This window comes from Microcoleus sp. BM001215392 (assembly GCF_036700185.1).
In the GTDB taxonomy this organism is placed as follows: domain Bacteria; phylum Cyanobacteriota; class Cyanobacteriia; order Cyanobacteriales; family Microcoleaceae; genus Microcoleus.
Genome location: NZ_JAUBOJ010000237.1, coordinates 1 through 11,556 on the forward strand (window position 1 = coordinate 1; position 11,556 = coordinate 11,556).

Annotated in this window: 12 protein-coding genes; 3 read left to right on the plus strand and 9 right to left on the minus strand. The window is 45.5% G+C overall.

The annotated features are described in order from the left end of the window. Positions 1–299: 299 nt before the first annotated feature. A complete protein-coding gene (locus tag QT974_RS22130) occupies positions 300–1,289 on the minus strand; it encodes an Rpn family recombination-promoting nuclease/putative transposase (protein ID WP_333470575.1) in 990 nt (329 codons plus the stop codon). A 131-nt stretch (positions 1,290–1,420) separates the two neighbouring features. Continuing rightward, a complete protein-coding gene (locus QT974_RS22135) occupies positions 1,421–3,001 on the minus strand; it encodes a photosystem II high light acclimation radical SAM protein (protein ID WP_333470576.1) in 1,581 nt (526 codons plus the stop codon). Between the two features lie 375 nt (positions 3,002–3,376). Here QT974_RS22135 and QT974_RS22140 point away from each other — a divergent pair, with 375 nt between their 5' ends. Both QT974_RS22140 and QT974_RS22145 read left to right on the plus strand, forming a co-directional pair. Beyond that, the gene (locus QT974_RS22140) at positions 3,377–3,766 is read left to right on the plus strand and encodes a DUF1830 domain-containing protein (RefSeq protein WP_333470577.1); all 390 of its coding nucleotides are present in this window, start codon (positions 3,377–3,379) and stop codon (positions 3,764–3,766) included. Positions 3,767–4,395: 629 nt separating this feature from the next. Next, positions 4,396–4,995 (plus strand): hypothetical protein, encoded by a 600-nt coding sequence (locus tag QT974_RS22145; RefSeq protein WP_333470578.1) that lies wholly within the window; start codon positions 4,396–4,398, stop codon positions 4,993–4,995. Positions 4,996–5,202: 207 nt separating this feature from the next. Here QT974_RS22145 and QT974_RS22150 read toward each other — a convergent pair whose 3' ends face one another. Next, entirely contained in the window at positions 5,203–6,288 is a 1,086-nt protein-coding gene (locus QT974_RS22150) for a DUF3474 domain-containing protein (protein WP_333470579.1), read from the minus strand. Between the two features lie 726 nt (positions 6,289–7,014). Then, positions 7,015–8,481: an amidophosphoribosyltransferase gene (gene purF / locus QT974_RS22155; protein ID WP_333470580.1), complete on the minus strand. Its 1,467-nt coding sequence runs from the start codon at positions 8,479–8,481 to the stop codon at positions 7,015–7,017. A gap of 127 nt (positions 8,482–8,608) precedes the next feature. Between purF and QT974_RS22160 the strand changes: the two genes are divergently transcribed. Continuing rightward, positions 8,609–8,860 (plus strand): hypothetical protein, encoded by a 252-nt coding sequence (locus QT974_RS22160; RefSeq protein WP_333470581.1) that lies wholly within the window; start codon positions 8,609–8,611, stop codon positions 8,858–8,860. 159 nt (positions 8,861–9,019) lie between these two features. Here the strand turns inward: QT974_RS22160 and QT974_RS34810 are convergent, their stop codons facing one another. The 5 genes from QT974_RS34810 to QT974_RS22180 all read right to left on the minus strand — a co-directional run. Beyond that, the gene (locus tag QT974_RS34810) at positions 9,020–9,211 is read right to left on the minus strand and encodes a hypothetical protein (protein WP_442933201.1); all 192 of its coding nucleotides are present in this window, start codon (positions 9,209–9,211) and stop codon (positions 9,020–9,022) included. A gap of 12 nt (positions 9,212–9,223) precedes the next feature. Further along, on the minus strand, positions 9,224–9,367 hold the full coding sequence (locus QT974_RS34815) for a DUF5615 family PIN-like protein (RefSeq protein ID WP_442933202.1): 144 nt from the start codon (positions 9,365–9,367) through the stop codon (positions 9,224–9,226). A 7-nt stretch (positions 9,368–9,374) separates the two neighbouring features. Then, positions 9,375–9,731 carry a DUF433 domain-containing protein gene (locus QT974_RS22170; RefSeq protein ID WP_333470582.1) on the minus strand — a complete coding sequence of 119 codons (357 nt, stop codon included), beginning with the start codon at positions 9,729–9,731 and terminating at the stop codon, positions 9,375–9,377. Positions 9,732–10,040: 309 nt separating this feature from the next. Next, positions 10,041–10,331, minus strand: coding sequence for a 4-Cys prefix domain-containing protein (locus QT974_RS22175; RefSeq protein WP_333470583.1), 291 nt, complete (start codon positions 10,329–10,331; stop codon positions 10,041–10,043). 204 nt (positions 10,332–10,535) lie between these two features. Continuing rightward, the coding region (locus QT974_RS22180) for an AIR synthase related protein (RefSeq protein WP_333470584.1) at positions 10,536–11,556 on the minus strand (1,021 nt) is incomplete at its 5' end.

The following is an 11,556-nucleotide window of genomic DNA, read 5'->3' on the forward strand; positions in this document are numbered from 1 at the left end:
CCGCGGCCTGTAGATGATATAGTGGCGATCGTCCTAATTGAAAGGTACTTGAACAGTTGACAGTTGACCCTTCGACGTAGTTTATTCTGAGCCCTTCGACTACGCTCAGGATAAACTACGTCGAAGGGCTCAGGGCGACGCAGTTGACAGTTGACAGCGAGGTTTTCAAGCAAGTTCTAAAAACTTTGGGTTTCGTGCGAAATCCTATTTTTTACTGAATAAGTGAAATCTACCTAATCTTGTTGAACTATCCACACCAAGAATCCTATATCAACTATTGACTATCAACTATCAACTGCTTAAGGGCTATCGCCCATTTCCTGCAACCAACTCACCAAATCATCCGCGCTATTAAAATCAAGCACAGATTCTGTCAAACTATCGATTCGATCGCTAGATAACTGTCCAATTCTAGATTTAATTGACTCATCCAACGTTCCCACCTTTCGTTCCAGCAAACGAATCACAGTATTAATTTGACGCTGCAAACTCTGCTGCATCGCCTGCTGCAAGCCCTGCTGCAAGCCCTGCTGCAAGCCCTGCTGCAAGCCCTGCTGCACACCCCTTTCTAATCCTGTTTCTAAACTTTCTTCTCTCGAACGTTGCTGATCTTGCATATAAAATACCTGTGCTTCCAATTGATCTAATTCTTTGCGACTGAGGTTCACGGTATTAGCAATACCAAAAGCTTGCTGAATCGGTGCAGTTGTTTCCAGCGATTCTGGAACCATTTCCAAATTTGGTGCTTCTCTAATAAAATAAATCCACTTGTCAGCTAGAGATTCTAACTCATCAACAGACTTATTGAATTTTGGTAATTCCACAAAAATTAGCGTCATTGTCGGACAGATATAATCAAAGTGTTCTTCCTCTTCTTTAAAAGAAAAACGCGAAATAATTTTATTGGTGTTTTCAAACAAAATAAAATCCGTAATTGTGATGGCAATTACCGGGTCTAAATTTAAGTACCCCTTGCCCCGCGTGAGTTGATTTCCGTAAGCTTTCGCTGCATTGTAGGCAATTCGTTTTTCAAAAGCTTTCACATTCAAAACTTGCATTTCGATAATCACGATCGTCTCGTTATCTAGGGTTGCTTTGACATCTAAATACGAGTCTTTCAATCCCACAACTTCTCCGGCTTGATACGGATCGATCATTTGTAAATCTTGAATAGTGGGATTGCCTTGATAAATCAGACCGTTGAGAAAGCTAATCAGAATAGGTTTACTTTCTGCGGAAGCAAATATTCTTTTAAATGCAAAATCCGTTCTGGGGTCGATAAAAGTCATGATGTTTATCTCCTATTTATGATTCTGTTTTCCAAGTGTTGACAATGTGAAAAAAATTAGGTTCGTAGTAAGGACTTTAGTCCGGCTTATCTTAATTTGGAAGGACTGAAGTCCTCACTACGAACCTGGGATTAACTAACTTTCGTCAACTGTTTATCTTTAACTTCAACTGGTGCAGTCAAAGCCTCTTCCAAATCGGCACAACCCAATTTCTCTTCCAAAATTGCCATGACTTCGCGGCCGAAATCATTGGAATTTCGCTGCCAAGCTTCTAAACAAACTTCTCCGAAAAACGAGCCCAAAGGTTCGGGATTCCACAGCAATTTGCGCGCTGTCCAAGGCATCAAACTCATCGGGTCGTAACCGGGTTGCAGAATATCTTTTTTGAAGGCGTATTCTTCTAAAATTGTGTGCGGCTGTAACCCGATGAAGAAAATCGCTGGTTCTACTTTATCGACTCCGAAAATTCGCTCTAATTCTCGGTGATAGGCAATAGTTTGGCGGATGGTTTCAAGGGTTTCGTCAATGACGTTGAATGAGTAATTTACCGAAACCACATCGTTGTAACCGGCGGCTTTTAAATCGCGGCAATTTTCCAAAACTACTCGCAAGTTGTAGCCCATCCGCATTTTGCGAACCAGTTCCTGGGAACCGCTGGTGATGCCGATTTCAAAGTAATTCATTCCCGTTTTTACCATCAAATCGCACAATTCGGGTGTGAGATTGTCCGCGCGGATGTAAGCAGCCCAGTGGATGTCTGTCATGCCGTCGGCGATGATTTTTTGCAATAATTCGATCGCATCATCGATGAATTTGCGCGCCGGGATAAATTGGGCGTCGGTAAACCAGAAGTTGCGGATACCTCGATCGTACAATTGGCGCATCTCCGCCACCACCTCATCCGCCGGATTGATCCGCACTTGCTTCCCTTCAATCACCGTATAGATGCAGTAACAGCAATTGTGAGGACAGCCGCGCTTGGTTTGGACTCCGAGGTAGAAGTCCATATCCTGTAGATAATAGGAAAATTCTGGCCAGATGCTCTCGATGTAGTTATAGTTGCAGGCAGTTTTCTCGATGTTGGCTGGCTTTTCGTGAATTAGTCGATCGCGCGGTACAGTTTCTCCTACCACATAACACCTTTCCTGCGCCAAATCTTCGCCCTTAATCAACTTCTCCAGCAAAGCTTCACCTTCGCCCACCGAAACCACAGTCCCGGCCGGCAAGCTGCGGCCCAACTGCTCGTAAAACACGCTGACAGCACCGCCACCGACGACTGCACGCGCTTCCGGATGGTATTTCCGGGCCCGCTTCAATCCGCGCTTAAGCAGTCCCAGATTGCGCCAGAGTTCGGTGTAGTAGGACGTGGCTAAACGCAATCCTCCGAGAGCTCCCCGGAACTTGGTTAGGAGATTTTTGGCGTAGTAAAACTCGAAGGCATTTTGCAGCGGATTTCCGCCTCTACCGCCGACGGGCGCGTAAATTTGAATGTCCCGCCAAGAGAAAACTAACAGCGTTGGCTTAAACTCATCGACGATCGCATCCAAACCTTTAGCGTAATCGAGCGGGGGCACCGCGCCTAAGTCGAAAATCCGCTGTTGGACATCGGGAAACAGCTTGTGCACGTGATCCGAAAGGTAGACAACTCCGATCGGGAAAATCGGATTGCAAGGGAGGCGAACGTACAAAACTCGGTTTTCTCGGCTTTCCATGATTGCCATATCCTAATGTGGAACTTTTTTAACTATGTTTATATTCTTTTAATATAACTTTACATTCAATCTAATTTTCGCAATTTAATATTAAATATTCTTAAATTTTGCTAAGAGGCTTAAGGGTGAGCTGGTCGGTGTCGGTGGGCGATCGCAGCCGAAAAAAGTGAAATTTTGAGCAAATACAGCGTATATTGACCGAAAATAGCCGGAATAAGTCAAAAATCTGGTATTTTTTTTGGTAAAGAGAAGTATCAGGTGCGATCGGTCTCTCATCTGTTATTCAGTTGGTAGTCGGCTTTACAGTAGGCCGGGATCGCAAGATGTTAGCCTGAGAAGATAACTAAAACTTTTAGGCAAAGCCCCTCAGCATTTATGGCTCAAATTCTTGACCCAGTACCCTCAGACGCCGACAGCAAAATTCTCTGCTGCTACGTCAACGCCACGAGTCAAATTCAGATTGCTCGCATCTGCAACATTCCTAACTGGTATTTTGAACGAGTGGTGTTTCCCGGACAGCGTTTAGTATTTGAAGCGATGCGGGCCGCAGCATTGGAAATTCACACCGGGATGATGGCCAGTGCAATTTTGTCGGATAAAATTCCTTGCGATCGCTTGCAGATTAACGAAGGCCCGTATTCTGCAATCAATCCTAACAGATCGCGAGGTGGTGGTATGGGCGATCGCGCAGTAACTGCCGGCCGCCCCAAATCCCGAGAAATCTCAGAACCTTTGACAGTACCCGCATTAACAGCCGTTGATTAATATAAGTTGTGAGTTTTGAGTTATCAATTGTCAGTAAATTGATAACTGGGTACTCAAGATTCCAACTTCTGCAAAGCGTTCATCCAGTTGACAGTTGACAGTTGACAGTTGACAGTTGACAGCTTGAGAGCGACCTCTACCTAGAATGAAGAGGATTGGAGTAATGAATAGTCCGATCTTAATTTTTCCCGACAAGGCGGGCGGGCTTTAAACCAATTCTTTCAGGTAAAAACTCAACACTTAAGAATCAAAGTTTCTGAATTGAATTTTAGATCGAAACTCAACACTGCAAATATAGTCATATTTTGCATATTTGCCTGAGTATTTGTAGGGTGCGGATCCATCAACAATCCCTCCCATTTAATCGGCTTGGGGAGTGGCGACGCACCTTATACCATTTCTTTCAAGTATTGGTACATAATTATTGAGTTTGTTTGCTCGACTCTTCAAGAGTATAGGTGCGTCGCTATCAGACGAGCGATTTTTATTGGGGGATTTTTAATGGCTGGCCACCCTACGGCTCAAAACTTCATGAATATAGCCGATACCCGTGCTGCATCAATGATTTGATTCGGGTTCTGCAATTGTCAACTGTCAACTGTCCACTGTCCACTGCTATAATTTCAGCCATGTCAGCAGAACCGATCGCACTTTCCCCATCTTCCCCATCTTCCCCCCCAGTATTTGAGCCGGCAGTATTCCGGCTTTCTCCCCTGATTAGAATCACGCTGTTGAGCTTGTACTTCGCCCTGAGTATTCCGTTACCGTTTTTGTCGGAAGTAACGAAAGCAGCGGTTCCGCCCGCTGCACTGTGGGCGGCAATTGCGATCGGCGCAGCGGGCCTTTACGGCGTGCTCAGCGAACGGGTAATCCTCAGCGAAGAGGGGATTGAAGTTACCTATCCGAAGTGGTTTCCGCGCGTGTTTCGCAGGGGTTGGAATCTTCCTTGGACTGAGGTAAAGGCTCTTAAACCTCGATCGACCGGTCAAGGAGGTTTAGTGTACTATTTTCTGAGTCATGGGGGTGAAGGTTATTTGTTACCGATGCGGGTGGCTGGATTTGGTAAATTAGTGCGTTTGGTGGAAGCGAAAACGGGTATTGATACTAGAGATGTTCGCCCTTTGTCTCAGCCTTGGATGTATCTGATTTTGCTCGGATGTACGCTGTTACTGCTGTTGGTGGATGCGTGGACGATCGCAACTGCGATCGGGCTTCAAGGTAATCTGTAATATTGAATTTTAGCGCGAACAAACATAGACGAGCAATTGCATAAGTCTTCGATCGATCCTTCAACCGCAGATTCAAGGCAGATCGACGCAGATAAACGCAGATAATTTCAGGATAGTTGAGGCACGATCGCAATCTTATCTAATAAAATAAAAAACCCGGTTTATTTAACAAGCCGGGTTTTTAGGTATTATATTGTTGATTAGAAGTTACTTAACTTCAGCAGATTTCCGAGAGTTAGGCGATTCGTAGTAAACTCCAGAACCTGTATCGGAGACAAAGTGACAATCCCAGTAAGAGCGAATAAAGCTCTTCCAAATTGGATCGGTTGATTTGCGATAATAATCGCCCAACACTGGCTTGATGGCTTCTGTTGCTTCTTTCAAGTGATAGTGTGGGATGCTCAAGAAAATGTGGTGGGCGACGTGGGTCCCGATGTCGTGATGGATGGAATTGATGATTCCATAATCGCGATCGATCGTAGATAGCGCACCTTTGAGGAAATACCAGTCATCTCCGCGATACCAGGGAATATCGGCTTCTGTGTGGTGCAGGAATGTTACCAAATCCAGCCACATTACGAAGATTACGTAGGGAACTAGGTAGAACTTCAGTAAAAACAGCCAACCAAATTGATAGGTTAAGGCGCCTAAAAAGGCTACCATCAATACCAAGGATGCGGAACTCGTCAATACGTCCGCTTTTTCGGAAGGACGGAAAATCGGGCTACCGGGCATGAAATGAGAACCTACCCGATCGGGCGATCGCCGAAACAGATAAATTGGATAGGCAAATAACATCAAATAGAAACGTCCCAGCTTCTCGTACCAGGGCATTTGATTGTATTTGCTTTCCGACACAGGATACCAGCTTTCATCGTTGTCCAAGCTGCCTGTATTGGCGTGGTGGGTTCTGTGGCTGATCCGCCAACCGTGGAAGGGTACGAGAATGGGTGCGTGGGAAAGGTGTCCGATCAGGTTGTTGAGCCATTTGCTCTTAGAAAATGAACCGTGCCCGCAGTCGTGCCCGACTACAAACAATGCCCAAAACATGGTTCCCTGCATCAACCAGAAGATTGGATAAAATAACCAGGAATCTAGGGTGTAGGCGATCGCGTATAAACCTGCGATAATTCCAAGATCCAAAAAGAAATAAGCTAGAGATCTCCAAGCCGAGGGTTCAAAACAATGGGCTGGAATGGCTGCTTTGACATCACCAAGAGTAAAAGGTAACTCTTTTGTACGAGAGGATGAGCTTTTATTGCTCGGCTGATTGAGAACAGTATCTAATTGCACGAAGTTTCCGATTTAAGCTGACTTGAGAAACCGCATTCCGCCTTTTAACATTCACTTTCAGCCCGCAAGGAGCCATATTTTTTACTCTGCAAGGGTTTCTAAAGTTCTTTAGTTCCGCATGAATAGCCCGCCCGCGATTCTCAAGCAAGTTGGCTTGTAGAATATTGGTGTGGGGAGATTTAGCGCGATCGACCCTGTTATCTAAAAAAATCCTATGTGTCCGTTGTTGGTACGAAATGCGACTTCAATTTGAGATCGCACTTTCTGGAGGAACTATCTCCAGTTCGCAGGTAGCATACAACATTTCCAGCAGGTCTTGTCAACGAGAGTGTAGGTTGAGGCGATCGATTAAAGAATTCAAGAATTTTAGATTTTTTCTCCAATCCCAAATCTCAAATCAGAATTTTGGGTTTCACGCAAGTTCTACCCAGCCGATCGCTCCCTACAGTTCACAAATTCTGCCAGAGTTGCTAGAGCTAAGTTAATTTAACATTTCTACACACACTCTGGCAATGACTTACCAGATTTTTTTTTTCAATCCACAAATCGCGGAAAGCTATCTACCGAAAAACGGATAGAAGCGCTAAACAATCGTCGTAGATACAACAAAAGTTTAGACTAAAGTTTGAGATATCAGATTTACTGTGCGGGCCGTGTAAATCTAAAATCTAAAATCTAAAATCTAAAATCTACTGACTGGCGATCGCTTTCTCGCTGTTCGGTTTTCTAGGTGGTAGCCTTTTCTAGGATGAGCTTCGCCCGTTTTACCATAGCCGGAATCTCGATCGGATAATCGCCGGTGAAACACGCCGAACAAAAACTTTTCGTGTCTTCGTTAGTCGCACTCAGCATTCCTTCCCGGCTCAAGAAAGCCAAGGAATCCACCCCAATTTGAACGCCAATTTCAGCGACCGACTTAGTAGCAGCAATCAACTGATCTTGATTGTCGGTGTCGATACCGTAAAAACAAGGATGAGTCACCGGCGGCGAAGAAATTCTCATGTGAACTTCGGTTGCGCCCGCATCCCGCAAGGCTTTGACAATTTTGCGGCTGGTAGTGCCGCGGACGATGGAATCGTCGATAATAATTACCCGCTTTCCTTCCAACACATCTTTGAGAGGGTTGAGTTTCATGCGGATTCCTGACTCGCGCATTGTCTGAGTCGGTTGAATAAAAGTGCGTCCGACGTAGCGATTTTTAATCAATCCTTCGGCGTAGGGAATGCCGGAAGCTTGGGAAAAGCCGATCGCCGCTGGGATGCCAGAATCGGGAACACCGATGACTATATCAGCATCTGTCGGAGATTCTGCTGCCAACAAACGCCCTAACCGCAATCGATAGGTGTACAAATTTTCACCTTCCATAATGCTGTCTGGCCGAGCAAAATAGATCATTTCAAAGACGCAAAGTTTGCGTTTTTGCTGCTGGCTCCAGTGGAAAGAAGCTATACCTTCCTCTGTAATCCAAACTAATTCTCCCGGTTCTACGTCCCGCAAAAATTCAGCACCGATAATATCCAATCCGCAAGTTTCCGATGCTAAAACATAGCGTACCGGAGTTGTGGGCAGAGTGCCAATTACCAGCGGGCGGACACCGTGGGGGTCGCGGACTCCCATAACACCTTTTGGGGTGGCGATCGTCAAACTAAAGGCTCCTTGGCACATAGCAAAGGCACTGATCGCAGCTTCCAGCCAGTCTTTACCTTGGTCTACCTCCCAACCGATCGCCACGGCGATCGCCTCGGAATCCGTGGTGCTGACAAACTCGCACTTGCGAGACAGCAATTCTTCCCGCAATTCTTTAGTATTGACAAGATTTCCGTTATGTGCTAGAGCGAGACTTCCCAAACGGGTTTTGACAACCACAGGTTGAGCGTTAATCACCCGCGACGAGCCCGTAGTAGAGTAACGAGTGTGGCCTACGGCTAAGTTACCGGGCAAATGACCTAAACTCGATTCGTTGAAAACTTGGGAAACCAGTCCCATATCCTTGTGCAGGTGGACTGTTTCACCATCAAAAGTAGCAATTCCGGCGGATTCCTGACCTCGGTGCTGCAAAGCATACAAGCCGAAGTAGGTCAACTTGGCGACATCTTCACCCGGTGCGTAGATACCGAAAACGCCGCAAGCTTCCTCGGGCTTGTCGGGTTTGCTAGAATACTCGTCAGCCTCGAAGGAATGGTTGGGAATCATAGATGGGTTGGCTTGTAATGGGATGGTATGCGAGCGGGACTATCTTCTGGGGGAAGTTTTGTTTGCGAAAATGTCGCCTAACTTAATAATTCCTTAATATTGCCACGGATCGAACATTAATTCCAAGTTGTTTGGCATTCTGGCAGGGGATGTGGGGCGTTTAAGGGGACGATCGCCGATATCTCTGATGGTAGCGTTTATTCACGGCGGGCGATCGGGCCCAAAACCCGCAGAGGTAATTCGGGAATTGGAACTCGATGGATTTTGTGGGGCAAATAGGTCTTTTTCAAAGATTAAGATATCGAGGGCGATTTCCTGCGGAATAGCTACGCTTCACGGGCTGTTTGAAATATTAGAATTTAAGGGCGATCGCTCTTGATTTTTCTGTGAGATTGACATACTATATCAGCATGGGAATCTGTGCGGCCGCGGCTATATAAAGTCTTTTTTGGCATAACTTACAAAGTTTGACGCTATCTTGTCATTCTGAGTGAAGCGAAGAATCTCCAATCTTTGCAATAAGGTTTATTGAATTAAATTAAGATATGGAAGGCAGTCCAGAACGATAGACACGAATCACTTTTCCCGTCAGTATTTCAGCAGTAGATATCGCATCATTAATATTCGCACTCAGTCTAGGAATATCATCATCTCGCGTGCAGGCAATAATACCGTAATGGTCAGGCTTCAGCTCGTGAAGTTGAAAGAAATCGCGCCGATTGATGGTCAAAAATGCCCGATTTTAACTAATGGCAAATGCTAATACATCCTCATCAGGTAGTCCAGCATTCCCTGCTTCTTGAACAGTCAGGAAATCATGCCCCAAAGACCGCAGGTTTTGCACAACTTGTCGGGAAAATTGTTCGTCTGCATAGAGACGTACCATAGGTTTATTAGATATTTTTAGGTGTATCTAAGATTTTATCAGCATCATCTTGCTGTCGAATTGCTTCATCAATTTCGTCAGGATAAGCTTCAGCATAAGCCCAAACATTTACCAAATCAGCAGCACCCAGATGGGGATAGCAGTCTAGGATAAAAGCATCGGTAGCGCCGTCATTGCGATAGCTGGCGAGTAACCAAACAGGAATGCGAGTTTTGTCAATACAAGCATCACCGCCCATCACGCCAGGAGTTTTTGTAATCGGACGGCCGCTGTTTTTCAGGCTTTGAGTTAAGATGCTGATGGCCTCAGCTTTGTCTATCGCTGTTAAGGCCAGGAGTTGTATTTCTAATTCTTGGATTGTCATATAAATTTAGGGATGTATGAAATGAATAGCTATGTTATATTGTAAGGCTACTTTAATCTAAAATCTAAAATCGATTGACTGACTCTCGCGGTGCGTCGCTGCTCGAAAAGTCGATTTGATTTACAGATTGTTTCGGGCGACGCACCCTACTACTTAGCTAATTTGTAGGGTGCGTCGCTGCGAAATTTTTGATGTTATTTGCAGATTTGAGATGGATCCGCACCTGACTGATTCTCGCGGTGCGTCGCTGCTCGAAAAGTCGATTTGATTTGTAGATTGTTTCTGGCGACGCACCCTACTACTTAGCTTTCAATTTGCGATATCCTTTAATGCGAATTCTTGCTGAAATAATTCTACCGCTTTGTTAATCGCCCAAGTTCCCTGGGTTTTTGGTGCTAATTGTTTAACGACACAGCGTTGATTGAGTTTATCAATATCTTTAGCTAAATAGGTTCTGCCAAAGCCACCTGCACCGAGGAATTCTATCATGCGGTAACGGTTTCGCAGGATGGGGACGAGTTTAATGTTACAATCGATACAATGTGTACGCCCGTCGGGGTTTTCAGGCTTTTCGCAGTCGGGATTGATACAGCAAATCATTTATTATATGAATGATATTGTTCATATTATATAGATGAATTAGGTGATTGACGTGGCGATTGAACCCGGCGGTTGAAACCGCGGCTACATAAACAAAGTCCGCCTACGCGGACTGAAGAAATTCAACCCGCGGAGGCGGGTTTCGTCTGTGTAGACGCGGTTTCTAACCGCCGGGTTTCAACCACCGCTACTTATGAGCGACAATCAAACAGATCCAATTCGACGCTCGATCGCATTATAGAACCGATCGCCCATATCACCCATTCCCACCTCAATCAACCGTAGATTATCGGCACTCACCACCCGCAAAGGCGAATCAGCACCCCCAACCACACCGATTTTCTGCCACATTTTGGTTAAATTTTCTTGCAGGTAAGCTTCCCAAATTCCTTGATTTTCCGGCGCGACAGAAACAAAAATGCAATTGCCCATTTCACCAAACAGAATTTCATCCCAGCGGCCGACATTTGCCGAATTGAAAGCCAGATGAATTTCCGCACCCAGTTTACCAGAGATGCAGGATTCTGCGAGGGCGATCGCAATTCCACCTTCCGCAGCATCGTGGGCCGAACATACCCAACCGCTGCGAATTCCGTCGCGACAAACTGATTGCACTTTCCGTTCCAATTCAAAATTAATCGTTGGCGGTTTCCCCGCGACAATTCCGTGAATAGTCGCTAAATATTCCGAACCTCCGAGAGTAGCAAAAGCCGACTTTTTCGGAGTTTCAGTCCTCAATTCAGAATTAGCCGATTGAAAAAAGGTCAATTCATCTTGTTGACCATTTTCTCCAATTCCCAACACATAAATTAAATCGCCCTTCTTTTGCCAACCTTGACCGCAAATTTTCGTCAAATCTGGAATCAATCCCACCATTCCGATGACCGGAGTTGGATAAATCGGTTGAGGATTGCCATCAGAATCGATCGTTTCATTGTAAAGAGAAACATTCCCCCCAGTCACAGGTGTTTTCAACTCCCGACAAGCATCAGCAATCCCGCGACAAGCCGATGCTAACTGCCAATATCCCACAGGCTTTTCAGGGCTGCCAAAATTGAGATTATCGGTAACTGCAATAGGTTCAGCACCGACACAACTTAAGTTTCTGGCTGCTTCCGCTACGACGGCTTTTGCACCTTCATAAGGGTCGAGATAAACATAGCGAGAATTGCAATCAACCGTCGCCGCAACTCCGGGAATAACCCCCCCCGGCCCCCCCTTGCTA

Coding starts and splice junctions, on each gene's coding strand:
- QT974_RS22175 (WP_333470583.1), bottom strand. CDS start 10,331: ATGATTTGCTGTATCAATCCCGACTGCGAAAAGCCTGAAAACCCCGAC.
- QT974_RS22145 (WP_333470578.1), top strand. CDS start 4,396: ATGTCAGCAGAACCGATCGCACTTTCCCCATCTTCCCCATCTTCCCCC.
- QT974_RS22170 (WP_333470582.1), bottom strand. CDS start 9,731: ATGACAATCCAAGAATTAGAAATACAACTCCTGGCCTTAACAGCGATA.
- QT974_RS22130 (WP_333470575.1), bottom strand. CDS start 1,289: ATGACTTTTATCGACCCCAGAACGGATTTTGCATTTAAAAGAATATTT.
- QT974_RS34815 (WP_442933202.1), bottom strand. CDS start 9,367: ATGGTACGTCTCTATGCAGACGAACAATTTTCCCGACAAGTTGTGCAA.
- QT974_RS22135 (WP_333470576.1), bottom strand. CDS start 3,001: ATGGAAAGCCGAGAAAACCGAGTTTTGTACGTTCGCCTCCCTTGCAAT.
- purF (WP_333470580.1), bottom strand. CDS start 8,481: ATGATTCCCAACCATTCCTTCGAGGCTGACGAGTATTCTAGCAAACCC.
- QT974_RS22140 (WP_333470577.1), top strand. CDS start 3,377: ATGGCTCAAATTCTTGACCCAGTACCCTCAGACGCCGACAGCAAAATT.